The organism is Nitrosospira sp. Nsp14 (assembly GCF_900113575.1).
Classification (GTDB): domain Bacteria; phylum Pseudomonadota; class Gammaproteobacteria; order Burkholderiales; family Nitrosomonadaceae; genus Nitrosospira.
On sequence record NZ_FOPV01000029.1, the window covers coordinates 1 to 24553 of the forward strand.

The window sequence follows — 24553 nt, forward strand, 5'->3', positions numbered from 1 at the left end:
AGTCAACATAATCGGCAGCCAAAAAGCCACCATATTCGCCCAGGTGGGTCAGTTTTACTCCGGCTCAGTGGGTCAGTATTACAGCGGCGCTAACATGAAACAAAAATATTTTAATAACAAGTTCCAGAGCTTACTCACGAGTTCTCTTCTATTAATCGGTTCTGTGCAGGCTGCACCACTTTATGTGTTTACCGATCTTGGTTCCGGAACGGGGATGCGTAGTGAAGCCTATTCTATAAATAACTCTGGTCAAGTTGTGGGTGTTAGTTGGTCCAATAGTAGTCAGGACAATCCACGGCCCATGCTTTGGTATAACGGCACAACCACGGATTTAAATGCTGCTGACGGATTATTAGGCGGCGCTTACGGCATTAATGACTCCGGATCGATTGCTGGCTATCAGATTGATGGGCAAGCGTCAGAGGCAGTCATTTGGAATGAGACAACTAAGACCATCTTTCCTGTTCGTAACAACTTTAGTTCGCATTCAGATGCAATGGGGATTAATAACCTTGGAGATATCGTCGGAAGTAGCTTTGGTGCGCAGCCTGATGATCCGATGCAAGTCCCTCCAAATATTATGTCGGCGGCTTTATGGAGTAATGGGGTTTTCACAGACCTTCAGGCGTTCCAGGGTGCATACTTTCTGAGCCTAGCCTATCGCATAAACGACTCTCAGCAAGTAGTAGGGTTCAGCGTCATTCCTACCCCTGGCTCTACAAATAATGAGAGTTCTTTACGTGCCACTTTATGGGATCATGGTGCAGTAGTCGATTTGGGAGCCCAAGGCGGCGGGTTCCTTGGCGGCTCGATTAACGGAAGTATAGCTGCCGATATTAACAACTCGGGGCACATTGTAGGCACTAGCCTAATCGCCTCTGGTTGGGACGGGCCTACTGAGCAAAGGGCGACGCTCTGGGTTGGCACAACAATAATTGACCTCGGCACATGGGGGGGTAGAGAAAGTGCTTCATACGCTATCAACGATGTCGGCCAGATTGTTGGGTTTAGCTGGGGGGTCGGCCCCATCCTTTATGAGAACGGAATAGCGATAAATCTTAATACGTTATTCGATTCTGCTGCTCTTGGTACTGAGTGGACGCTAATTCCTAACGATATAAACGATAATGGGGCGATTGTAGGGCGCGCCTACAATACAATAACGGGGCAGTTGCATGCGTTTTTGCTTACCCCAGAGCCCGTACAGCCGGCCGAAATCGTGGCTGTATCGGCTCCAGAAACTTACACATTGGTTTTGCTCGGTGCTGTAATCCTAGCGTTTAACCGAAGCCGGAGAACATATTTTCGGAAAACCATTCACGGCTCGTTGCATGCCTGACAATTTGCTAATGCCCTGTCGCTAGCCACGCTGCTTGACCTCGTGTATTCACACGCGCAAGACACTAGTTTCCCCTCACGTACGCACACGGAAACGTCGACGCACAAGCGCCGTTGTACTACGGTAGACGTGAATCAAATGTATGTGTTCAGGAACTGCTGAGGGGGGTAATTGCGTTCTCGCGCATATGCGCGTGCCAGGCTGTTGAATAAAACGGTCTGCATTAGCAAGGGATTAATGAACTAAATTTAGTGCATGATCTTGTCTCCTTTGACGGGTCTTTTCCGGTAAAGGATAGGTACAGTTAGGTATGTGTAGCTTGGTATGTCTAAGATGACCTGCTCCCAGTAATTAGCTACATGGTGCAGTAGAATCCTGGGTTGCAAATTGACGTTGGGCCGCAAATTCGGCTGGCGTGATATTGCCAAGGGAACTGTGAGGCCGTGCTGAATTATAATCTTTTCGCCATGCCTCGATCAGGACACGTGCTTCGTGCAGGGTTAAGAACCAATGGTCGTTGAGGCACTCATCCCTGAATCGCCCATTGAAGCTTTCGATGTATGCATTTTGCGTGGGCTTGCCCGGCTGGGTGAATACCAGCTTCACACCGCGAGCATGAGCCCAAGCATCCAGTGCCAGACTGGTGAATTCAGGCCCATGATCGACCCTGATCATTCGCGGCAGAGGACGATAGCCGGCAATGCGATCCAGTACACGCGCCACACGCGCTCCAGAAATGGAGGTATCGACCTCAATGAGGATGCTTTCCCGGGTACAGTCATCCACCACATTCAGGCAGCGAATGCGTCTGCCATCAGCCAAACCGTCATGCACAAAATCCATCGACCAGGCATGATTGGGTGTTTCAGGAAGTAGCAACGGCACTCTTTCTGTCAGACCGATCCGCTTTCGACTGCGTTTTCGCACTGCTAATCCCGCATTGCGGTACAGCCGTAGACCCGCTTGACCTTGACGCACCAGGCTTCGCGCCTAAGCAGAATGTGGATACGTCGATAGGCAAAGCGCCGCCTTTGTCCGGCAAGCGAAACAATGCGCTCATGTAATTGCCTGGATGTGTCAGGCCGGGCGCGATAGCGCAATACGGAAGTGGAAATGTTCACCAGCCCACAAGCCCTGCGTTCAGAGAAGTGTCGTTCTGTCTTCAGAGCCACAACTGCTTCCCGCCGCGCTTGTGGGCTTACCACTTTCGTGAAACGACATCTTAATACCCACAGAAGAGTTTATGTGGTGGAGAGTGGACAGAGCAGTAAACCGGCCTGATCCTGGCAACAATGGGAAGCATTTATTATCCCCCCTTACCTACGGGTAGCAATCTACCTTATCTTCTTATTAGAGAAGAGTTGACCTTCGTTTCTCGATTCCTCGCGTATAACAGTCCGAACAGTCCAGCGAGCAGAAGGGTATAGGTCGGGGGGGTAGGAACGGGTATTTCCGCGGGTGCCGCATCTGGAATGGATAAGTCCGGAGCTAAGAGAAACCCGTGAGTGAGGCCCAGCTGGTTATTATATGCCGCGCCCACGATCATTCCCAAGTCGTTAATGGCATGAGCTCTTTCCAGCACCCATCCATCATTCACGATATCGTTACCGAGAAAAGAATTGAGGTCGAATATTGTGGTGCCGTCCCACAACGTGGCGCGATCAGTATGGAGGGGAGAACTATCATAGGGAGAACTATTATCAACGGAGCTCCACCCGACCACCTCCCCCCTATTATTAATGGCGCTGCCTAGGCTGTGGTTGAAACCAGGCAGAGTTCCGAGGTCAACCATCAGGTCGCTACTCCATAGAAAAGCATGCGTGTCGCCACTTCCAGATATGGCGCTATACCCGACAACTTGCTGCATGTCATTGAGAGCTAATGCGCTACTAGTTCTGCCCCCTAAGGTGCCGAGATCAATCAACGCGTCGAAATCTCCATAGAACGCGTGGGAATTGTGAGTTCCCGCAACTTTTCCCGAGTTGTTAATTCCTGCGCCCATCTCTAAGGCTAAGCTGCCAACAAACCCTCTGTCGCCTACTATGAGTACCCCAGAAGAACCATTTATTAGGATTTCGCCGCTATCATTAATATCGGCAGCACTGTTGGGTTTACCGTAGCCGCTGAGAAATGTACCGGTAGGGCCATTCCAGACGATAGCCGATACTGGGCAACAAAGATCAAAGCTTCCGTTTCCAACTACCTGACCTCGTTCGTTGATTGCTTTCACGCCCGAAAAAACACCAGCTGTAAAAGATTGTATCCCCCCTGGAAAATCGCCAATCCCAGTTGCAGTCGTGCCGTTCCAGAGAACAACCTTCGCAATGCCGTTTCCGACGATTTGCCCAGCATTATTGATAGCACGAGCGTCACTGTAGAATCCGGGTCTACCGAGGTCAAAGTAAGTAAACGCAATAGCGTTTGCTGCGTTAGAAGTGATTGAAAGAATACTAATCACAACAAGGTTAGCAAAATAGTTTATGGCGGGTTTGAGGGCTGAGGTTTTCATTATTTTTATCTCCCTAGGGCAAGCTCAGCAATAAAGCAAAGAGTATGCCAAGGGGGTAAAATAGCAGAAAGCCCAAAGAAACAACCCATTACCGGAACAGAAATAACTACTGGCTGACATTGAGCTGCAACTGTAAGATTCAGCGACAGGGAAGAACAGGAAGTCTATAAAGCGAAAGGGTATTAGGAGGAGGCGCTTTCCTTGCTTGACCTCACCAACACGCGCTAACCATTCTGCTCGTAAATATACGAGTCAAGGTAGCCGGACTGGTCTACGGCCTCGACGGGTGGTATCAACTAGAGATTGCTTCGAGCTCGCGTATTTGCTTTCTGCGCAAGGGGGAATAACCATAAGTATGGGTTGCCCCCCCGCGCTTTAATCAGAACAGAATTGAACGGTTGTCGAAAAACTTTTCTTAGGTGTCATAGTCGCTAGCCTTCGCTATCGCTGCCTCCACTACTGGGAAATGTTCCTGTAAAGTGTCCCAGAACGTCCCATAAAAGACAAGGCTCGCGCAATTAAACGTAAGTCTTTGATCTATTGGTGGGTCGTGAGCGATTCGAACGCTCGACCTACGGATTAAGAGTCCGGTAACTTGTTGACTCGAGTTAATTCACTTCTCATCACTATCAGGAGACACAATTAGTTCAGGGATGTTTAGAACGGGTAAAAATACGGGTAAATTTCTGCTAGACCAAATTCGGATTGGCAACTCTTATTGGTTACAAGGCTCATTTCGATTCCCCCTCCCTTCCTACGCCCCTTGCCTGCTCGAACCACCCATCGAAAAATTGAAACCACATCTCGATATCTTGAGAGGCGCTCTCCACAATTTTTGCAGTGATCGAGCACCAAAACAGGTAGCTGATGAGCGCTTGTATCCTTCCCCGTGGAAGTGGTACGTCGTCCTGTGTGATGACGCTTGTGCTTTAAGCTAGCCTTGAGACTACTTCTCGACGAAAGTCATCTCAGCTAATCGCGAAGAAATTGGGGGGTGGGATGATGGGTTAGAAAAAATAACCCATTTAACTTATTGTTTTACAAGAAAACTTGGCGGAAGCGGTGAGATTCGAACTCACGGACGGTTGCCCGTCGCTGGTTTTCAAGACCAGTGCCTTAAACCGCTCGGCCACGCTTCCGTGGCGTCTATTTTAGCATAACGCCCGGTATGGTTTCCTGCCGGAGAGTCCGACGGTGCTGCTTGCTGCGGGTGGCTAAGGATAAAGTGGACTCGGTGATCTCGCGCCTGGGTAGCCAAGAATGGCGGTCGCAATTATTGGTGCTAACGCCCCAGTAACTCACCAACCGGTTTAAGCGATTCAACGCGGTCGCAGACCACTTTGGCAATAGCCAGCAAAGGAGCGCCGAGCAGGAGGCCGGCCAAGCCCCACAGCCAAGCAAAAAACAGCAGCACGATGAACAGGACCGCTGCGTTCACGCGTGCAACTCTTCCCTGCAACCAAGTCGTAAACACCATTCCAACCACGAACGAGACGACAACCGATGCAGCCCCTACGGATAATGCGAGCGTGAGCGTGCCAAATTGAAGCAGGCCCGATATGCCGCTCGCCATTACAATGGTAACAGTGCCAAGGTAGGGGATGAAGCGCAGCACTCCGGCTGCAACGCCCCATGCACCGGCGTGCTCGAGTCCAATGGCTTCGAACGCGAGCCATGTCAGGACCGCGATAAGGATGTTTGTGATCAGGATTACAAGCAGGTAGCGCTGGATTTGTACGTCCACCTCTTCAAGTATTCGCACAGCATCTTTCTTCTGCGTTAGAGAGGGGCCGACAATTTTTACCAGTTTACGTCGAAAATGCGTACCCGCCGCCAACAGAAAGTATGTAAGCAACAACACTACCGGCGCTTGCGCGGCAAAGGCGACCAGTAGCGCGGCTTGGGTCAGGATGAAGTCGCGCAGCCATGTGCTGGCGTCAGGCTCCTGCGTAATGACCACCGGTGCGGCTTCTGATTTCAAACCGGCGTCAACAGCCGCATTTTCCAGCTCAGCGGCGGCTTCCCGAACCCGCTCCAGCGTCGATGGGCTGCTGGATAACAAATTGTGCAGATTCTGTCGCAGTTTTCTGGCAGCTTCGGGAAGCCTTTCGATTATCGCTTCAGTATCGGCACTTAAAGATAGGGCCATCCAGGAGGTGCCGCCGACAAGGGCCCCCAGCACCAGAGCCGATGCGATCGCGCGCGGGACGTGATAGCGCTCGAACCAGTCCACGATCGGTCCCAGCGTATAGCTCACAAGAATACCAAACAACAGGGGGACAAAGAATGCGCGCGCCAGGTGAAGCACAGCAACCAGCGCGACCAGGGCCAGTATCCAGAGTGCCGTAGCCACCTTGGGGTGGTATAAAGCGGAGTAGCCTGGCCCCCTTTCATCGCCAATGTCTGGGGTTGAATCGGCAGCAAGTGACGGGCCAACCTCGTGTAGAGCTCCCTTGGATTCGCCCTGGGGTTCACCCGGCAGGGATTTCATGATTTATGCCAAAGGTTGTTAATTTTTCTGAAGTGATCGAACGGTCGGGAGCTATGGATCATCCAGCTCTCGGGCCCGCTCGTCTATCTTCCTCTTTCGATTTATCCACGGGGCTTACGATTCAGCTCTGCATACTTGCGGGGCTATTGCAATTCGCGCCGTCTTTTTCGCTTCATCAGGCAGATTGCTGTCCCCAGTAATGCCGATCCAATCGCAAGTTTTCGTATCGCGCCTGCCCGGTTGTACTTCAACTCCGCCTTCCACCCCATCTCGTCAAGAATATGAGGGATATGGCCCTTGTTCAAATCATCGATCAGTCCTTCGCATACGTTTATTCGATCTGCAAATAAGAGGAGCACCCAATGACGCAGATCGCTCTCGCTATATTTAAAGGCAGCTTCGCGTATCGTTCCGCTCAACCCCGATGGCGGGGTACTTGTGCCAAAGATGGGTGTGATATCGGGACGTTCATTCGAACGCAGGATCTCGATTTTTTGTTCCTGCTGTTCCGGTTGATCCCAGTGGACGCCATTCAGGCGTGCCGGCATTCTCTCTTTCGGATACGCTGGCCTGTTTTGAGGGTCCAGATCAGCGCCCCATCCCTGAATATGGGAATAATCTTTTGCAGTGTTCATGATGTCGTCCTCCTATTGCGTGGGGCATCTCAATGTCGAGCGCTTGGCGGAAACAACACTGTTTTGATGCAGTTGTCCAATTTGCTGGAAAAAATATGATAAGCATCCGAAACCTCTTCCAGAGGAATTTTGTGGGTAATGATTTTTTTCGGCTCTATCCGCCCCGCCTGGATGTGTTCGATTAAACGTGGCAGGTGCCGCTTGACGCTCGCCTGGTTCATGCGAAGCGTGAGGCCCTTGTTAAGGGCATTGCCAATGGGGATGGCATTAAAGGTGGGGCCGTAAACGCCCACGATCGATACATTGCCGCCTTTACGAACAGAATTGATAGCCCAGTGGAGGGCCGTCGCGGAACCCGCCTGCATTTTCATTACTACTCCGGTCAGCTTCTGCGCAAAGCTCCCGTCAGCTTCACATCCAACCGCATCGATGCATACGTCGGCTCCCAGCCCGTCCGTCATCTTTTTGATGTGAAGCGCCATGTCATCCACTTCCTTGAAATTGACGATTTCGCACTGAGCGAAGGTCTTTACGAACTCCAGGCGATACTCCAAATGATCGACCACGATTACACGGCCCGCTCCCATAAGCCAGGCGCATTTGGCGGCGAAAATGCCTACCGGGCCCGCCCCAAAAACCACTACGGTATCGCCTTCCTTGATGTCTCCCATTTCCGCCGCCTGATATCCGGTAGGGTAGGCATCGGTTAGCAGCACAGCATCGTCGAGATCCAAATCCGCTGGGATAACGGTAGGGCCGATATCAGCCATCGGCACGCGTACGAATTCGGCTTGGCCCCCATCGTAACCGCCGGCAGTGTGCGAGTAGCCATAGATTCCGCCGACTGCTGTCGCTTCAGGGTTGGTGTTATGACAGTTTCCGTAGAGCTCTCGCTTGCAGAAGAAACAGGATCCGCAGAAGATGTTGAAAGGGACTAGAACGTGATCGCCGACGTTGAGATTCTGAACCGAAGAACCCACCTCTTCCACGATGCCGGTGAACTCGTGCCCAAAGGTCATGCCAACCCGTGTGTCTGGGACGAGCCCATGGTAAAGGTGCAAATCCGAACCACAGATGCAGGAACGCGACACCTTAACGATCGCATCATTCGGGTGTTCAATGACAGGGTCGGGCTTTTGCTCTGCCCGAACCCGGTAGGGCCCTCTGTAATTCATTGCCAACATAATGTTCTCCTTTGCGTAATGCAGCCCAAAGAGCAAGCGGCATGTCAGTAAGAGGAAGCGGGAACCAGGCGTGGAGGTATAAGATCGACCATCTACCCGGAAAGGAGCAACCAGCCTAAGCCGATGATGTGAGGGAGTCTGTGTGGTAGGTCACGTTTAAGCCGAGGTGGAGCTGTTGATATGGAGGCACGGGAGCGGAAATATGCCGACGGGGCGCGCTACGAGCTCACGCGGGACGGTTGCTCGGACTGAATAGCACGGAAATGAGATTGAGCTGAATATAAAGCTCATGCTCATTATGAAAGTGTACTTTGGTACAGTACGAAAATTAGCTGACTTCTGCTACTTTACGGGCCGTAAGTACCGTTATAGGTAAAGAGCGTTCCTGGCTCCCACCTTACTTAACTGAATAAAACACGTAGCATGGCGCAATATCCGGATTCGAGCTTTCTTGTTCGTTCTCCGCATTTCAGTTTTGAAAAAAGCTACCCACCCGGAACTGTCGTTCCAGTTTCGGGAATATACCGCTGCAGGGGTTGCGGTCGTGAAGTCGCATTGGCAAAAGGTAGCGCACTGCCAACGCATGGCCAGCACGATCACGGTTTTGAATTTGGGCCGGCAAGCTGGGTGGCTATCGTTCTGGCCTTTAGCGCAGAGTGACCCAGATCTGTTGCTGCGGCGCGGTATGAGCCCTCGCGTGCTCAGGCGGTAGCCGCTTAGCCCTGGTTTGACTGCGTGTCCCGCGGGAGTTTTACCGCGACTCTCATAGACCACAACTATGGAAAACATGGAGAGACGACATCCTCCCAAAGCAGTCATCCGCCAGGGTTCATGCTTCCGGCTTCGTTTTATCTTGCACAGAGAGCTGACTCAACTTACTGCCATAACCCCCAAGCCAGCGGCAAGCACAAGAATATAGGTACCCCAAAAAATTATTCTATTGCTCATGGCGTATCTCCTTGTGGCGGCAACTCATGCGACTGTCTCCTAGGCACGATCCGTTTCACATGACCCTTACCCATGATGATGCAGGTCATGTTTGTCCAAGTTTCCTCCACAATTGTTACAACTGTTCGTATAGTGGGCTGTCATCAGATGGACATGTGAGTATGGGACTATTGATGGCGGTGTCTATCCCTCCTTAAATAGATGCCCTTGGCGTCAGCCCCTTTCATCGACGCCGCAGCCCGGTAGAGGTTAAGCTCGCCGGGCTTTTTTTGCCGGTTTGCCTGGGTCTTCCTCGTATGAGTTTGGTGCAGTGCGTTTGGCGACCGACTCCCATCAAAGTAAAGTCATATCCAGGTCGGCGCGGAATATCGATGCGATAGATATTTCCTGAACGCTGAAGACTGGCTCAGCGGCGATATTAAGGCTATCCCCCGTTTTACATAGAATCCAAGCTCCCTCTGGATCCAGACCTCTCTGCTCTGCCGCGGGCGCTCGCTCGCACGGTTGTGTGCTACGCTTCTTCGACAGATAATCTTGTCGCTGTCGCGGATGTGTTTGATGCGCTCAACAGTCGTCGTCCGTACAAGGAAGCCTGGAGCACCGATGAAGCCTTTCGTGAATTGCGTAGGCTTGCGGACGACAAGCTGGATTGCGATTGCGTTGAGGCGCTAATAAAACATCGCGTGCAGGTGGAGGAGATCAGGCAACACTTTCGGGCAAACCCTTATGCATGAGCAGGGACAGGTGGGTTACGTTATTATCTTGAAGGCGTGCGCAACCCAGACGCTCGGGCACGTTTGCAGAAAACGTGATCGGGCTTATTTACTAAATAAGGAGGACATATGGCAAGTGAAGGTTACCATGAACCAATCGAGGAGCTTTCCGATGAAACCCGCGATATGCACCGTGCAATCGTCTCGTTGATGGAAGAGCTGGAAGCGATTGACTGGTATAACCAGAGAGCAAGCGCATGCAAAGATGGGGAGCTCAAGGCGATTCTGATGCACAACCGCGATGAGGAGAAGGAGCATGCGGCAATGGTGCTGGAATGGATTCGACGCAAGGATCCGCGATTCTCGGCCGAACTGAAAGAGTATTTGTTTACTGACAACCCCATCACCCATATCGAGCAGGATGGGTGAAGCAAAATCCAGCCTATCTATGAATGCCGCAATGGTTCAATAAAGCTTGCGCTACCATTGCTCATACCTTATAGCAAGATCAGGATTCATGGTGTGTCTTTCAACCATTGCCGCCGCGCTTCGCGCGCATCGGAAAAAACTCTCTCCAGCGCTTCCCCGTCACCCCGCGCCAGCATTTCACGCAACGCGGCCAGTTCATTCTGATACGCGTCAATTTGCCTGGAGAGTACTTCCCGGTTGCCGAGGCATATATCTCGCCACATCTCGGGGGAGCTCGCCGCGATACGGGTAAAGTCGCGAAAGCCGCTGCCCGCGAAGCGTAATAGTTCGCTGGAGCGAATCATGTCATCGGTAGAAAACGCATTGTCGACATCCGGACCATGTCCGGCGGCGCCAATGTAATACATCAACGCGAATGCAAGCACGTGTGGAAGATGGCTTACCGCCGCGAGTATTTCATCATGTCTTCTCGCGCTCATCTGGGAGACCTGAGCGCCACAGGCCTGCCACAGTTGGGTTACTCGCTTGAGCGCCTCGACGTTGGTTTCTTCAATCGGAGTCAGTACCAGATTTTTGTCGCGAAACAAATTCGGGTTGGCCGCACCGGCACCGCTCAGCTCAGCCCCTGCGACGGGGTGTCCCGGTACGAAATTGGGCAAATGCTCAGCCAGGTGAGCGCGTGCCGCAGCGAGTACATTTTGCTTGGTGCTGCCAGCATCGGTGACGATGGTGTCGGGTTCGAGGTGGGGCGCGATTTGCTCCATGATTTCGCCGGTCCGGCCCACCGGTATGGCAAGGAATACCACATCGGCATCTTTAAGCGCCGACGGAAGGTCGCGCGCGATTTCGTCTATGGCACCAAGGTCACGCGCCCGTTCCATGTTCGCCGTGCTTCGTCCCACGCCTGTTATATGCGTTACGAGTTCCGCCTTGCGCAGCGCCAGTGCAAATGAGCCGCCGATCAGGCCAACGCCAATAACCACCAGCTTGTTGATTGCGACATCCGTCATTGCCCGATCGTTACCGCGTTTGATACCAAACGAATTTCCGAACAGCCCCGCGGATAATTCGGAAGCTCGACAATTAAAGGCTCCGTCCAATTACATTCGCTATTCCTCTAAGCGATCCCATGAGAGCGTGGAATTCTTCGGGGTTCAGCGCCTGGTCCGCGTCGCACCAGGCTTCGCAGGGGTTGGGGTGCATTTCTACCAGTAGGCCATCCGCACCAGCCGCAATCGCCGCCCGAGCCAGCGCGGGCACCATCCAGGTTTTGCCGCCGGCATGGGATGGGTCAACGATGACAGGGAGATGGGTCTCCCTTTTCAGCACAGGGATGCAGGTGACATCCATGACATTCCTGTAGGCGGTTTCAAAGGTGCGTATGCCGCGTTCGCAGAAAATGATGTTATGGTTGCCGCCCGCGGCGATATATTCCGCCGCCATGAGCCACTCGGAAACAGTGGCCGACATGCCGCGTTTGAGTATCACCGGTTTATTGATGCGGCCGACTTCCTTCAACAGCTCGAAATTCTGCATGCTGCGGGTACCTATCTGGATCACATCCACGTCATACCTGAGAAAAGTGTCAAGCATGCGTGCGTCCATCAGTTCCGTGACAATACGCAGTCCATGCTTGTCCGCCGCGTTGCGAAACAGTTTCAGTCCCTCCTCGCCCTTCCCCTGGAAGGTGTAAGGACTGGTGCGGGGCTTAAAGGCGCCGCCACGCATCAACCGACAGCCCGCTTCCGCAACATGCTGGGCCGCGAGATCCATCTGATCCTGAGTTTCCACCGAACAGGGACCGCCGATTATCTGCACCTGCTTCCCGCCGACCGGTATCCCACCCACATCGATAACCGAGTCCTCCTTGTGCGACTCGCGCGATACGATTTTGTATTGCTTGACGATGTGCATGGAATATTCCACACCGCTCAGCGAATCGAACATCTCGGGATCGAGCTTGCGCTCATCGCCGATCGCGCCAATTACCGTGCGCTCGGTACCGCGTGAAACATTTGCGTCAAGGCCGAAACTGCGTATCTTTGCCACCACCGTTTCAATTTGCTCGCCGGTGGCGTCGCTATTCATGATGATGATCAAGCGGATTCTCCTGTCGCTACTTCCCGCGTCATCTCCGCGTCCGCCTTCTTCTCGGTTGCGTTTGCCATATCGAGCGCTATCTCCAGTGACCTGAGGAACTTCTGATTTTCCGATTCGAGCCCGACTGTGACACGCAGATGTTCAGGCATCTCGTAGACCCCGATGGGCCGGACGATTACGCCCTGCCTGAGGAGGCTTTCGTTCACCGCCTTCACGTTTCCGCGCACCCGAAAGCTTAAAAAATTACCGTAGGAGGGGATATATTCAATGCCCAACTGTCGCAGCCCCGTAGTGATTTGCAGCATCCCTGCCTGGTTCAGCGCATATGAGCGTTTCACGAATTCCACATCTTCCAGCGCGGCCACCGCGCCGGCCAGCGCGATACTATTTACGTTGAACGGCTGACGTACCCGGTTCATTAGCCCGCTGACGTCAGGATGCGCCAGTCCGAAGCCTACGCGCACGCCAGCCATGCCGTAGGCTTTGGAAAAGGTGCGCGTGATCAGGAGATTGGGAAAGCGTTTCAGCCACGAAATGCTGTCAGCCTTGATGTCAGCCGGCAGATACTCGTTGTAAGCTTCATCGAGCACGACCAGCACGTCGGGCGACACACGTTCCAGAAAGCGCAACAATTCGGCGGCAGGCAGCAGCGTGCCGGTTGGATTATTTGGGTTGGCGATAAAAACGATGCGGGTCTCGGGCATTACTGCGTCCAGCATCGCATCCAGATCATGGCCGTAGTTGTAAGCCCGAACGGATATGCCGGTGGCGCCAACGGCCTGGGTCACGAGCGGGTAAACCGCAAACGCATGCTGCGAAAAAACGGCGGACCCGCCCGGTTTAAGGAATACCCGGGCCGCCAGTTCAAGCACATCGTTCGAGCCATTTCCAAGCACAATCTGGTCACTGCTTACGCCATAACGCTGTGACAGCGCGGCCTTCAACTCGAAGCCGCTGCCATCCGGATAAAGCGCGACTTCACCCAGCGCCTTGGTCATCGCCTCGAGCGCAAGCGGGCTTGTTCCCAACGGGTTCTCGTTGGATGCGAGCTTGATGATGGATCGTTCATCCATACCCATCTCGCGCGCCAGTTCCGAAATGGGCTTGCCGGGCTGGTAAGGGCTGATACTACGAATATACTCGGGAGCAAGGTCGCAAAGGTTCATAACGGCTGGTCCATGAATGGAGAGTTATATTGGAAGAACCTGGTCTGGTATGTGTGGCAAGAGCGGGAAACCTTATCGTCCTACAGTTGAACCGCGCGGATATGAGCCGAGCACCTTGAGAAACGCCGCTTTCTCCCGCAATTGCTGCAACGCCTGAGTGACTCTCGGCTCCTGCTGATGACCGTCAACATCAACAAAAAAAACATACTCCCATAAGCCAGCACGGGAAGGGCGGGATTCCAGGCGGCTCATGCTCACGCCATGTTCCGCGAAGGGCCCCAGCAGCTGGTGGATGGCCCCGGGACGGTTTTTGGTAGACATGACGAGCGATGTTTTATCGCTGCCCGAAGGCGCGACTTCCTGGCCACCGATAACCAGAAAACGTGTCGTATTGTTAGGATCATCCTCGATATTCTCGGCACAAATGGTGAGTCCGAATACTTCCGCCGCTTTTCTGCCTGCCACCGCCGCGGCGTTTTCATCCCCCGCGGCCAACCGCGCCGCATCCGCATTGCTCGCGGCGTTTATCCGGGCCGATCCCGTCAAGTGAGGCAGATTGACATTAAGCCACTCATGGCATTGGGCGAACGATTGGGGATGGGAATAAATTTTCTTGATTCGGGTGATATCCGGGTGCCTCGCAAGCAGTTGCTGGTGTATGGGCAATACAATTTCGCCACAAACCTTCAAGGGCGTTTGCAGCAAGAGATCGAGCGACCTTCCCACCGCGCCTTCGGTGGAATTTTCAACCGGCACAACCCCATAACTGGCCTTACCCGCCTCCACTTTGCGGAAAACATCATCTATCGAGTTGCACGCCAGAGTCGTCACGACGCTGCCGAAACGCTTCAGTGCCGCCTCTTCGGAAAAGGTACCTTGCGGGCCAAGATAGGCGACCGTCAACGGTTCCTCCAGCGAGCGGCACAGTGACATGATCTCGGTGAATAGCCGCACGACATGCTCATTTGCCAGCGGGCCGGGGTTCAGTTTGCAGAGCCGCGCCAACACCTGCGCCTCCCGTTCGGGGCGGTAAGCAATGCCGTTCTTGACCTGTCCGATCTCTCGGGCAAGACTTGCCCTCGCGCTCAAAAGTTTGAGCAGCTCGCTGTCGATCGAATCTATTTTGTCGCGCAGCTGTTTGAGTTGACCGGTCATAGAGATGAGTTCTACCCTGCCTTACCTAGGCTATTCAGCCAACACCGGCAGGTAGCGCACCATCAATACGCCGCGTATTGCCGAAATTTCGTCTATTGTTTTTTGCGGAACCGGGCTATCGACATCCACCAGCGTGTAGGCCATTTCCCCGCGGGATTTATTGCCCATATTATGGATATTAAGCCCGGCATTGGCCATGGCGGTAGAGATCTGGCCCAGCATGTTAGGTACATTGGCGTTGGCTACCGCCAGCCGGTAAGGGGATTCGCGCTCCATGGTGATGTTGGGAAAGTTGACGGCATTGGTGATGTTGCCATTCTCCAGGTAATCGATCATCTGGTTGACGACCATTACCGCGCAATTCTCTTCCGCTTCCAGCGTGGATGCGCCGAGGTGGGGAAGGGTGATGACTTTCCGGTGATTTTGAAACAGCTGACTGGGAAAATCGCACACGTAATATTTTATTTTTCCCAGCTCGATTCCTTCCAGCACCGCGTTCTCATCCACGATGCCATCGCGTGAGAAGTTAAGCAGGATCGTGCCATTTTTCATGGTTTGCACGAGTCTATGGTTGATCAGGTGACGCGTTGCGTCCACCAGAGGCACGTGCAAGGTGATGAATTCGCTATTGCGCACCAAATCTTCGATGCTTTCGGCGCGCTTAACTTCCGAGGGAAGATTCCAGGCCGCGTCCACGGTAATGTTGGGGTCATAGCCCATTACTTTCATCCCGAGGCGTATGGCCGAGACCGCGACAAGGCGACCTATTGCGCCCAGACCAACGATCCCCAGCGTGCGCCCGGGCAATTCGATTCCCGCAAACTGCTTCTTGCTTTCTTCCGCCAGTTTGTGCAGGGTGGCGTTGTCGCCTTGCAAGCCCTCGGTAAAGTGGATGGCGGGAACGAGGTTGCGCGAGGCCATCAGGAGCCCGGCAAGCACCAGTTCCTTCACTGCGTTGGCGTTCGCCCCCGGGGCATTGAAAACCGCGACGCCGCGAAGATTCATATCCTTCACCGGCACGTTGTTGGTTCCGGCGCCAGCCCGGCCGATCGCCTTTACGCTCGAGGGAATATCCATCTGCAGCATGTTGTGCGAACGGACCAGGATCGCATCCGGCTCGGCTACATCTCCGCTGACAATATAATGACCGCCGTCAAAAAGCTTGAGGCCTAGCGGCGAAATCTGGTTGAGGGTGAGTATTCGAAATACTTTATGGGCGCGCTCAGGCATGACTGTCGGCAAACTCTTTCATGAACTCCACCAGGACATTTACTCCCTCGAGCGGCATGGCGTTGTAGATCGAGGCGCGCATACCCCCAACCGAACGATGCCCCTTCAATTGTACCAGTCCACGGGTACGTGCCTGCTTCAGGAATTCCTCATCTAGCGACGTATCCGTTAGAGTGAAGGGCACGTTCATGCGCGACCGGTCCGGGCTGGCCACCGGGCAGCGATAGAAATCGGTGGTATCCAGAAAGTTATACAACAGATTGGCTTTGGCGATGTTGATTTTTTCCATCGCTTCCAATCCGCCATTTTTCTTCAGCCACTCGAGAACCAGGCCGGTGATGTACATCGCGTAGGTTGGCGGAGTGTTGTACATCGAATCGTTGTCCGCGTGGATCTTGTAATCGAACATGGTTGGGGTGCCCGGTACGGTTGTCCCCAGCAAGTCCTCGCGCGCGATGACGATGCACAACCCAGCGGGACCCACGTTTTTCTGGGCCCCGGCATAGATCACGCCGAACCGGGAAACATCCAGCGGACGCGACATGAAGCTGGACGACATATCCGCGACCAGCGGCATATCCTTGTTATAGCGCGCCAAATCGGGAACCCAGTTGAATTCTACCCCCCCGATGGTCTCGTTGGGCGTGTAATGCAGATAGGCAGCGTCAGGATCGACGTTCCATGTCTCCTGGGCTGGGGCGTAAGTGAAATTCCTGTCCTCGGACGAAGCGGCGACATTTACCTTGCAATATTTTTTCGCTTCCTTGATAGCCTTTTTGGACCATTCCCCAGTGTTGATATAGTTGGCGCTGTTCTTTCCGCGCAGCAGGTTCATCGGCGCCATGGCAAACTGGCTGGAGGCGCCGCCAGAAAGGAACAGAACCTTATAGTTGGCGGGAATGCCAGCAAGTTCGCGCAGATCCGCCTCGGTCTTCGCCGCGATGGACATGAATTCCTTGCCGCGGTGGCTCATCTCCATCACCGACATGCCGCTGCCATGCCAGTCGATCATCTCATCGCGCGCCTGACGTAAAACTTCGGCCGGAAGGACCGCGGGGCCTGCGCTGAAATTATATATATGCTCCATGGATTCCTCGACGCTGCCTATGGTTCGTCCTTGCCGACGAGATCCGAGTTTATCCCCTCGGTTTCGACCACCCGCTCCAGTCCGGCCAGTCTCTCGCCCTCATCCAGATTGATCAGGGTCACACCCTGGGTGGCGCGGCTCATCTCGCGGACCTCATTGACGCGGGTGCGGATTAGCACGCCCCCGGTCGTGATGAGCATGATTTCGTCGTCTTCCCTTACCAGTTTCGCCGCGACTACCTTGCCGTTTCTCTGGCTGGTCTTGATCGCAATCATTCCCTGGGTGTCGCGTCCATGGCGGGTGTATTCCCCTATCGGCGTACGTTTGCCAAAGCCGTTTTCGGTCGCCGTCAGGACCGTGAGCTCTTCGCTCTCCGCCACGAGCAGCGAAATAACCTTTTGATTCCTGCCGAGTTTCATCCCTCGCACGCCGCGGGCGCCGCGTCCCATTGGACGCACATCATTCTCATCGAAGCGGATCGCCTTGCCAGCATCGGAAAACAGCATCACATCGTGTTTACCTTCCGTCAGCGCCACCCCGATCAAGTAATCATCCTCGTCCAGCCCCACGGCTATGATGCCACTGGCGCGAGGCCGCGAGAATTCCGACAACGGCGTTTTTTTAACGGTGCCGAACGCGGTAGCCATAAATATATAGCGATTTTCATCGAACGCTTTTACTGGCAGGATGGCGTTGATTTTTTCGCCTTGTTCCAGTTGCACGAGATTGACGATTGGCTTGCCGCGCGAGATGCGGCCGCCCTGCGGCACGGCATAGACCTTAATCCAGTAAACCCGTCCACGGCTGGAAAAGCACAAAATATAATCGTGCGTGTTCGCGATGAACAGGTTATCGATGAAGTCGTCTTCTTTTGTGCCGGTGGCTTGCTTTCCGCGTCCGCCTCTTTTCTGCGCGCGGTAGTCATCCAGCGGCTGCGACTTGATATACCCGTTGTGCGAGAGGGTGACGACCACATCTTCCGACGCGATCAGATCCTCCATGCTCAAGTCCTGCGTATTGATGACGATCTCACTGCGGCGCTTATCGCCAAACTGCTGCTTCATCGCCGCGAGCTCATCGGTGATGATGGCGGTGATGCGTTCCGGCTTGGCAAGGATATCGAGGAGATCGGCAATCTTTTCCATGATCTCCTTGTACTCGCCGACGATCTTGTCCTGCTCCAGCCCCGTGAGCCGTTGCAGGCGCAATTCCAGAATTGCCTGCGCTTGCGCATCGGACAAGCGGTAGCCATCCGCAGATAAGCCATATTCCGGCGCCAGGTTCTCAGGCCGGTAGGCCTTCACGTCGACCGAAGCGCGGGCGAGCATGTCCTCCACCATTGCCGAGCGCCACACCCTCGACATCAACCCATCCTTCGCCACCGCGGGCGTGGGAGCGGCCTTGATCAGCGCGATCACTTCATCGACGTTGGATAGCGCCACGGCCAGGCCTTCCAGCAGATGGCCGCGCTCACGCGCTTTTTTCAGCTCGAACGCAGAGCGCCGGGTCACCACTTCGCGGCGATGGCGCAGGAACGCGTCCAGCATCTGCTTCAGATTGAGCAGGCGCGGCTGCCCATCCCGCAGGGCCACCATGTTCATGCCGAAGGTGTCCTGCATCTGCGTTTCTTTATACAGGTTGTTGAGCACCACTTCGGGCACTTCACCACGCCTGAGCTCGATCACGACGCGCATGCCGGACTTGTCCGATTCATCGCGCAGGTCCGAAATACCCTCGATCTTTTTGTCGCGCACCAGCTCGCCGATGCGGATCAGCAAATTGGCCTTGTTCACCTGATAGGGCAGCTCATCGATGATAATGCTCTGACGGCTGCCTTTGTCCATATCCTCGAAGTGAGTGCGGGCCCGCATGACGACACGGCCGCGCCCGGTGCGGTAACCTTCCTGCACCCCGGCCACGCCATAGATGATCCCGGCGGTGGGGAAGTCCGGCGCCGGCACGATCTCGATCAGATCTTCGATGCCGATGAGGGGATTCTTCAAAAGCGCAAGGCAGGCGTCAACGATTTCACCAAGATTATGGGGCGGAATATTGGTAGCCATCCCCACCGCAATGCCGGAGGAACCATTTATCAGCAGATTGGGGATTTTCGCCGGCAGGATCAGCGGTTCTCTTTCCGAACCGTCATAGTTCGGGCCGAAATCCACCGTTTCCTTGTCCAGGTCCGCCAATAGCTCATGGGCGATGCGCGACATGCGGATTTCGGTGTAACGCATCGCTGCGGCGTTATCGCCATCCACGGAGCCAAAGTTGCCTTGGCCATCGACAAGCATATAACGCAGGGAAAAGTGCTGGGCCATGCGCACGATCGTGTCATACACAGCCGTATCGCCATGCGGATGGTATTTACCGATGACGTCGCCAACAACCCGGGCCGATTTCTTATAGGGGCGGTTCCAGTCGTTGGAGAGCTCATGCATGGCGAAGAGAACCCGCCGGTGTACCGGCTTCAACCCATCACGCACATCGGGTAGTGCCCGCCCGACGATTACGCTCATGGCGTAATCCAGGTAAGAGCGGCGCATTTCCTCTTCGAGGCTAATGGGCAGCGTTTCTTTCGCGAATTGATCCATTAATTACTGTTTGTCTATTCAGGCTGTTACCGTTCGAATCCCGCAATGGATGCAGTTCGCGGCTATCAACACGTAAAACCACTCATTTTAGCACTACCGCGATTTTGAAGCCACCCGGGCTTTGGAATATTCATGCCGAATGCAACAACATGATTTGACAAGAAGTGCGATATGAATAGATAATCAAAGACGCGACTTATGCAATAATGTGCTATGGTCAAATCAATGGCTGTGCCTGTTATAGCTGTACTTGTTATTTGGGACGACTCAGGGATGATTCGATTTTGAATTGAAGTTTTAAATGAAAAGGGGCAATAGAATGAAAAATATGGTAACGAAAAAGCTCTTGCTTGGAGCGATAGTTTTGCCGATGATGTTTTCAGGGGCGGCAATGGCAGCCGAGCAGCCTGAAGGATACGCCAGTGATGTCAGCGGTGCGGCTGCCAGAGATGCTTCCGGAGACTGCTGGCGTACGGGTTACTGGACACCGGCCATGGCCACCTATGAATGCGATCCCGATTTGCTGCCAAAACCCGTAAAAGTTGTAGAGCCTGAACCCGCTCCTGCCCCAGCTCCGGCTCCTGCCCCCGCGCCAATTATAGAACCAGAAAAACTCTCGCTTTCCGCTGACACCCTATTCGATTTCGATAAGGCCGTCCTGAAACCAGAAGGAAAACAAGCTCTGGACGACCTCGTAAGCAAACTGGGCGGCGTCAAGTTCGACACCGTCGTAGTAATCGGGTACGCAGACCGCCTCGGTTCCGACGCTTATAACAAAAAACTCTCATTGCGCCGTGCTGAAGCTGTCAAGACCTACCTGGTCAACGAAAAAGGACTTGCAGCTGACAAGGTCTTCACGGATGGCAAGGGCGAAGCCAACCCTGTAACCGGTGATTCCTGCAAGGGTAACAAGAAGACCAAGGCATTGGTCGCTTGCCTGCAACCCGACCGCCGCGTAGAAGTTGAAATCGCTGGCACAAAGGAAGTAGTGCAATAATTCCACCTGAACAAAAAAATCAAACCCTGCCGCGCGCAGGGTTTTTTTTTGCTAAGCTTTCGATATAAATGACCGATCCCGTAAAAATCGATACATTGGTGGAGGCGCGCTGGATAATCCCGGTAGAGCCGGCGGGTAAGGTATTGGAGAACCACGCGCTGGCAATCGATCAGGGCGTGATCAAGGCCATCGTTCCCAGTGACGAGGCACAAGCGCGATTCGACCCGCGTGAGCGGATCGTCCTCGATCATCACGCGCTGATCCCCGGCCTGATCAACCTGCATACGCATGCCGCAATGACCTTGATGCGCGGGTTGGCGGATGACTTGCCCCTGATGGAGTGGCTCAACAATCATATATGGCCGGCTGAAACCACGCACGTCGATGCGGGGTTTGTCTTTGATGGCACCCGCTTGGCCTGTGCGGAGATGCTGCGGGCCGGGGTTACCTGTTTCAATGACATGTATTTCTTTCCCGAGGCTGCCGTCCAGGCGGTGCTTGCCTCGGGCATGCGCGCGGCCGTCGGCATGATCGCGATTGACTTCCCTACCGCTTATGCCAGCGACGCCGACGATTATCTGGCCAAGGGCCTCGCCCTGCGCGACGACTATAATCCGCACCCGCTGCTGTCTTTCTGCTTCGCGCCGCATGCGCCGTTTACAGTGAGTGACCGCGTATTCGCGAAAATTCTTACCTATGCCGAGCAGCTGGATTTGCCCATCCATATTCATCTGCATGAAACGGTGGACGAAGTGACAAGCAGCCTCAAAACGCATGGCATGCGACCCATAGAACGCATGCATAAGCTCGGGCTGCTGGGGCCCAACTTGATCGCGGTGCACATGATTCACGTGACAGCGGACGAAATTGAACTCATGGCCCAGCTCGGCTGCACCGTTGCCCACTGCCCATCCTCGAATCTGAAGCTCGCCAGCGGTTTCGCCCCTGCCGCCACCATGCTGGGCGCAGGGATGAACGTGGGCTTGGGAACGGATGGGGCCGCGAGTAACAACACGCTCCGGATGTTCGAGGAAATGCGCCTTGCCGCACTGCTGGCGAAGGGGCAGAGCGGCAGGGCGGATGCGCTGCCCGCGTGGCAGGCGTTGCAGATGGCAACACTCAACGGTGCCAAGGCCCTGGGGCTGGATTCGGTCATTGGCTCACTGCTGCCCGGCAAGGCGGCCGATATTACCGCGGTGGATTTCTCCAGCCTTGAACTTGCGCCTTGCTATGATCCAATTTCGCACCTTGTTTATGCCGCGGGACGGGAACACGTGAGCCATGTGTGGGTAAATGGTAAAATGCTGCTGAACCGCTCCGAGTTGACCACGCTGGATGAGCGGGAATTATTGCGTAGAGCGGGATTCTGGCGGGAACAGATGGCAACAACTCGACTGGGGCAATGAGCCGAAGAATAAATGAGCAAACAAATGGAAAACGGTAGCGCGAACGTCGATCTGCTGGAGCTGGACAAATTCAGCCAGCTGGCCCATCGCTGGTGGGACCCCAACAGCGAATTCAAGCCGCTGCATGAAATCAACCCGCTACGGCTCGGATACATCGACCGCCTCGCGGGGCTGGAGGGGAAGACCGTGCTCGACGTTGGTTGCGGCGGCGGCATCCTGTCCGAGAGCATGGCTGGGCTCGGTGCGCACGTGACCGGTATCGATCTTGGCGACAAGGCCCTGAAAGTGGCAAAACTGCATTTGCTCGAAAGCGGCAGACAAGTGACCTACCGAAAAATCGCGGGAGAGGCCCTCGCCAAGGAACAGCCTCACCATTACGATGTAGTGACCTGCATGGAAATGCTGGAACACGTGCCGAGCCCGGCGAGCATTGTCCACGCGTGCGGGCAACTCGTGAAGCCCGGAGGTTGGGTCTTCTTCTCGACCATCAACCGCAATCCGAAATCCTATCTGTACGCCATTTTGGGCGCGGAGTATGTGCTGAATCTTCTGCCTAAAGGCACCCACGACTACGCAAAATTCATCAAGCCTTCCGAGCTCGCGCGGATGGCGCGCGCGGCCCGTCTCGATGTGCATGAGGTGATCGGCATGACCTATAACCCCATCACCAAGGTTTATGCCCTGGAGTCAGACTCGGACGTCAACTACATCATGGCATTTCGCGCTTGAGAAGCCTGGGCGACATCCGATAAACGCGAGGCCTGAACCGCCATTCCGCCGTTCCGCCGCTCGTCGCCGCGTGATTCTCGGCGCGCAACTCTTCGATTTCCCCCATGACCCGGTTATGATCAAAGCTGTTCTCTTCGACCTCGACGGGACCCTCGCGAATACCGCGCCCGATCTGGGAAATGCCCTCAATCGCCAGCGTATTGCCCGCGGTCTTTCGCCCCTGCCGCTTGAGACCATCCGCACCGAAGCCTCGGCCGGGGCGCGCGGCCTGCTCGGCCTCGGGTTCAATATCAAGCCGGGCGATGCAGGCTATGACCTGATGCGGGCGGAATTCCTTGATTTCTACGAGGAGCGGCTGTGCCATGACACATCCTTATTCCCAGGGGTAGCGGAACTGCTTGAACAACTTGATCTTCGCGGGCTCCCATGGGGAATCGTCACCAATAAACCTGCACGTTTTACCGTGCCGCTGCTGCAATTGATGGGTTTGAGCGACCGCCCCGCGTGCGTGGTCAGCGGCGGCGATACCCCACGCTCCAAGCCTTATCCCGACCCGCTGCTGAAGGCAAGCGGCGTCATGGCCATCGATCCCGCCGAGTGCATCTACCTGGGAGACGACATGCGCGACGTGCAGGCAAGCCTCGCCGCGGGCATGGAGCCGGTTATCGCCAAATATGGCTACCTCGGCAGCGTGAGCGCCCCCGAATCCTGGGGGGCCAGATATCTCATCGACCGGCCGGGGGAACTGCTCAGCTACCTCTGACAGCCCGTTTCTGTTATAGTGAAGTGGTAGTAGAGGGAATAGGGGAGAGCGCACAGCCTGAACAAGAAAGCATTCCCTGGTTGGCTGAGCGAAGCGGAACGCAACGATAGATATTGATTAGATGGGTTGTGACAGTCGTTACCCATCCATTGAACTCTTCCAGCTCAATACCCTCTAAATAGCTGAAACACAGAATGCCGGGGGCGACCTGGCTTCGACGTGGGTTGCAAAGCAGATCAGGGCATACCGAGGACCAGTTACCTCGTAAATACATCTGGAAAAGTATAGTCGCAAACGACGAACGTTACGCTCTAGCCGCTTAAATCCGGCTGGACTCCGCACCGGTGGGCCTCAACGCCGGGTCTGGCAACAGGCAGCGGAGCCATTAACGAGGATCGCGCTCAGTAGGGTTACTTTATCGAGCGTTAAACAATAGGTGACTCGCCTGTCGTCAGTCCGCCGGTTGACGGACGCCAGGTTAAACTAAATAACATGGCTAAGTATGTAGAACTGACTGTAGAGTACTTGCGGACGCGGGTTCGATTCCCGCCGCCTCCACCACTAAAACGATAAACCGCTGATCTAAGGCGGTTTTTTCGTTTCTACGCGTTCGATCTAGCTTGGGACCCCAACCAAGCACCCCAAATAGATCGAAATGGCGTTCAAACTACCTTCCCATCTCCATAGAAGCCGTTCCGGCGTTTTGCATTTTCGACTTACAATACCGCCCGATCTTCGCGGTCACTTTAACCGCAAAGAGATATATCGTAGCCTGCGAACGGCTAGCGTGCGAGATGCCGTGACCTGCTAGGAATTTTGTATCCACCCGCTGAGTGAGTCTTCATGTTAAGTTTTTACATGTAGGCGAAAATGAAGAAGCGATTTAGTGAAGAGCAGATCATTGGAATTTTGCATGAAGGAGAAGTCGACGGGGTTATCATCCGAGACATCTGCCGTAAGCACAACATTACCGAGCAGACGTTGTGCCTTGCAATCGAGGTAGGTAAATCCCTGCGCAACCAGGATGTCATCCTGACCCTTTCAAGACTGATGCGCATCTACGGAAAGCCAACCTTTA

Annotated in this window: 22 protein-coding genes, 1 tRNA gene and 1 other RNA gene; 10 read left to right on the forward strand and 14 right to left on the reverse strand. The window is 54.4% G+C overall.

What is annotated here, in order from left to right:
* Window positions 1–1339: hypothetical protein (locus BM022_RS14220; RefSeq protein WP_091140356.1), on the forward strand; the 1339-nt coding region annotated here is incomplete at its 5' end.
* Window positions 1340–1690: 351 nt separating this feature from the next.
* Here BM022_RS14220 and BM022_RS14225 read toward each other — a convergent pair.
* From BM022_RS14225 to BM022_RS14260, 7 genes are all read right to left on the reverse strand, one after another.
* Window positions 1691–2266, reverse strand: coding sequence for an IS3 family transposase (locus BM022_RS14225; RefSeq protein ID WP_177191746.1), 576 nt, complete (start codon window positions 2264–2266; stop codon window positions 1691–1693).
* A 2-nt stretch (window positions 2267–2268) separates the two neighbouring features.
* The gene (locus BM022_RS15320) at window positions 2269–2511 is read right to left on the reverse strand and encodes a hypothetical protein (protein WP_143079600.1); all 243 of its coding nucleotides are present in this window, start codon (window positions 2509–2511) and stop codon (window positions 2269–2271) included.
* 167 nt (window positions 2512–2678) lie between these two features.
* Window positions 2679–3848, reverse strand: a complete 1170-nt coding sequence (locus tag BM022_RS14235) for a hypothetical protein (RefSeq protein ID WP_091140361.1) — start codon at window positions 3846–3848, stop codon at window positions 2679–2681.
* A gap of 1051 nt (window positions 3849–4899) precedes the next feature.
* Window positions 4900–4987: transfer RNA gene (locus tag BM022_RS14245), tRNA-Ser, on the reverse strand.
* Between the two features lie 143 nt (window positions 4988–5130).
* Complete coding sequence (locus BM022_RS14250; RefSeq protein ID WP_091140362.1) at window positions 5131–6339, reverse strand: AI-2E family transporter; 1209 nt, start codon at window positions 6337–6339, stop codon at window positions 5131–5133.
* A 143-nt stretch (window positions 6340–6482) separates the two neighbouring features.
* Window positions 6483–6974, reverse strand: coding sequence for a hypothetical protein (locus tag BM022_RS14255; protein ID WP_091140364.1), 492 nt, complete (start codon window positions 6972–6974; stop codon window positions 6483–6485).
* Window positions 6975–7003: 29 nt separating this feature from the next.
* Window positions 7004–8158, reverse strand: coding sequence for a zinc-dependent alcohol dehydrogenase (locus BM022_RS14260; RefSeq protein ID WP_091140365.1), 1155 nt, complete (start codon window positions 8156–8158; stop codon window positions 7004–7006).
* 1454 nt (window positions 8159–9612) lie between these two features.
* Between BM022_RS14260 and BM022_RS14270 the strand changes: the two genes are divergently transcribed.
* Entirely contained in the window at window positions 9613–9840 is a 228-nt protein-coding gene (locus BM022_RS14270) for a hypothetical protein (RefSeq protein WP_256209204.1), read from the forward strand.
* A gap of 108 nt (window positions 9841–9948) precedes the next feature.
* Window positions 9949–10248: an encapsulin-associated ferritin-like protein gene (locus BM022_RS14275; RefSeq protein ID WP_091140369.1), complete on the forward strand. Its 300-nt coding sequence runs from the start codon at window positions 9949–9951 to the stop codon at window positions 10246–10248.
* 86 nt (window positions 10249–10334) lie between these two features.
* On the opposite strand, the gene BM022_RS14280 is transcribed toward BM022_RS14275, so the two are convergent.
* The 7 genes from BM022_RS14280 to gyrA form a co-directional block, all read right to left on the reverse strand.
* Window positions 10335–11258 (reverse strand): prephenate dehydrogenase, encoded by a 924-nt coding sequence (locus tag BM022_RS14280; protein ID WP_091140386.1) that lies wholly within the window; start codon window positions 11256–11258, stop codon window positions 10335–10337.
* A gap of 73 nt (window positions 11259–11331) precedes the next feature.
* On the reverse strand, window positions 11332–12348 hold the full coding sequence (aroF, locus tag BM022_RS14285) for a 3-deoxy-7-phosphoheptulonate synthase (RefSeq protein WP_091140371.1): 1017 nt from the start codon (window positions 12346–12348) through the stop codon (window positions 11332–11334).
* Window positions 12345–13514 carry a histidinol-phosphate transaminase gene (gene hisC, locus BM022_RS14290; RefSeq protein ID WP_256209205.1) on the reverse strand — a complete coding sequence of 390 codons (1170 nt, stop codon included), beginning with the start codon at window positions 13512–13514 and terminating at the stop codon, window positions 12345–12347. The genes aroF and hisC overlap by 4 nt, the downstream gene beginning before the upstream one ends.
* 72 nt (window positions 13515–13586) lie before the next feature.
* Complete coding sequence (gene pheA / locus BM022_RS14295; protein WP_091140373.1) at window positions 13587–14669, reverse strand: prephenate dehydratase; 1083 nt, start codon at window positions 14667–14669, stop codon at window positions 13587–13589.
* Between the two features lie 30 nt (window positions 14670–14699).
* A complete protein-coding gene (locus BM022_RS14300) occupies window positions 14700–15899 on the reverse strand; it encodes a phosphoglycerate dehydrogenase (protein ID WP_091140375.1) in 1200 nt (399 codons plus the stop codon).
* Entirely contained in the window at window positions 15892–16986 is a 1095-nt protein-coding gene (serC, locus tag BM022_RS14305) for a 3-phosphoserine/phosphohydroxythreonine transaminase (RefSeq protein ID WP_091140377.1), read from the reverse strand. Before serC ends, BM022_RS14300 begins: the two co-directional genes overlap by 8 nt.
* 17 nt (window positions 16987–17003) lie before the next feature.
* Entirely contained in the window at window positions 17004–19580 is a 2577-nt protein-coding gene (gyrA, locus tag BM022_RS14310) for a DNA gyrase subunit A (RefSeq protein WP_091140379.1), read from the reverse strand.
* 319 nt (window positions 19581–19899) lie between these two features.
* Here gyrA and BM022_RS14315 point away from each other — a divergent pair, with 319 nt between their 5' ends.
* The 7 genes from BM022_RS14315 to BM022_RS14340 all read left to right on the forward strand — a co-directional run.
* On the forward strand, window positions 19900–20577 hold the full coding sequence (locus BM022_RS14315; protein WP_091140381.1) for an OmpA family protein: 678 nt from the start codon (window positions 19900–19902) through the stop codon (window positions 20575–20577).
* Between the two features lie 68 nt (window positions 20578–20645).
* Entirely contained in the window at window positions 20646–21983 is a 1338-nt protein-coding gene (locus BM022_RS14320; RefSeq protein ID WP_091140383.1) for a TRZ/ATZ family hydrolase, read from the forward strand.
* 24 nt (window positions 21984–22007) lie between these two features.
* Entirely contained in the window at window positions 22008–22712 is a 705-nt protein-coding gene (gene ubiG / locus BM022_RS14325) for a bifunctional 2-polyprenyl-6-hydroxyphenol methylase/3-demethylubiquinol 3-O-methyltransferase UbiG (protein WP_091140388.1), read from the forward strand.
* Between the two features lie 115 nt (window positions 22713–22827).
* Window positions 22828–23475, forward strand: coding sequence for an HAD family hydrolase (locus tag BM022_RS14330; RefSeq protein ID WP_091140385.1), 648 nt, complete (start codon window positions 22828–22830; stop codon window positions 23473–23475).
* 199 nt (window positions 23476–23674) lie between these two features.
* Window positions 23675–24036: a transfer-messenger RNA gene (gene ssrA / locus BM022_RS14335) on the forward strand.
* Window positions 24037–24130: 94 nt separating this feature from the next.
* Window positions 24131–24286, forward strand: coding sequence for a DUF6538 domain-containing protein (locus BM022_RS16530; protein WP_371264342.1), 156 nt, complete (start codon window positions 24131–24133; stop codon window positions 24284–24286).
* A gap of 59 nt (window positions 24287–24345) precedes the next feature.
* Window positions 24346–24553: transposase (locus BM022_RS14340; protein WP_143079601.1), on the forward strand; the 208-nt coding region annotated here is incomplete at its 3' end.

Coding starts and splice junctions, on each gene's coding strand:
- BM022_RS14235 (WP_091140361.1), bottom strand. CDS start 3,848: ATGAAAACCTCAGCCCTCAAACCCGCCATAAACTATTTTGCTAACCTT.
- BM022_RS14250 (WP_091140362.1), bottom strand. CDS start 6,339: ATGAAATCCCTGCCGGGTGAACCCCAGGGCGAATCCAAGGGAGCTCTA.
- BM022_RS14255 (WP_091140364.1), bottom strand. CDS start 6,974: ATGAACACTGCAAAAGATTATTCCCATATTCAGGGATGGGGCGCTGAT.
- BM022_RS14260 (WP_091140365.1), bottom strand. CDS start 8,158: ATGTTGGCAATGAATTACAGAGGGCCCTACCGGGTTCGGGCAGAGCAA.
- BM022_RS14275 (WP_091140369.1), top strand. CDS start 9,949: ATGGCAAGTGAAGGTTACCATGAACCAATCGAGGAGCTTTCCGATGAA.
- BM022_RS14280 (WP_091140386.1), bottom strand. CDS start 11,258: ATGACGGATGTCGCAATCAACAAGCTGGTGGTTATTGGCGTTGGCCTG.
- hisC (WP_256209205.1), bottom strand. CDS start 13,514: ATGAACCTTTGCGACCTTGCTCCCGAGTATATTCGTAGTATCAGCCCT.
- pheA (WP_091140373.1), bottom strand. CDS start 14,669: ATGACCGGTCAACTCAAACAGCTGCGCGACAAAATAGATTCGATCGAC.
- BM022_RS14300 (WP_091140375.1), bottom strand. CDS start 15,899: ATGCCTGAGCGCGCCCATAAAGTATTTCGAATACTCACCCTCAACCAG.
- serC (WP_091140377.1), bottom strand. CDS start 16,986: ATGGAGCATATATATAATTTCAGCGCAGGCCCCGCGGTCCTTCCGGCC.
- gyrA (WP_091140379.1), bottom strand. CDS start 19,580: ATGGATCAATTCGCGAAAGAAACGCTGCCCATTAGCCTCGAAGAGGAA.
- BM022_RS14315 (WP_091140381.1), top strand. CDS start 19,900: ATGAAAAATATGGTAACGAAAAAGCTCTTGCTTGGAGCGATAGTTTTG.
- BM022_RS14320 (WP_091140383.1), top strand. CDS start 20,646: ATGACCGATCCCGTAAAAATCGATACATTGGTGGAGGCGCGCTGGATA.
- ubiG (WP_091140388.1), top strand. CDS start 22,008: ATGGAAAACGGTAGCGCGAACGTCGATCTGCTGGAGCTGGACAAATTC.
- BM022_RS14330 (WP_091140385.1), top strand. CDS start 22,828: ATGATCAAAGCTGTTCTCTTCGACCTCGACGGGACCCTCGCGAATACC.
- BM022_RS16530 (WP_371264342.1), top strand. CDS start 24,131: ATGGCGTTCAAACTACCTTCCCATCTCCATAGAAGCCGTTCCGGCGTT.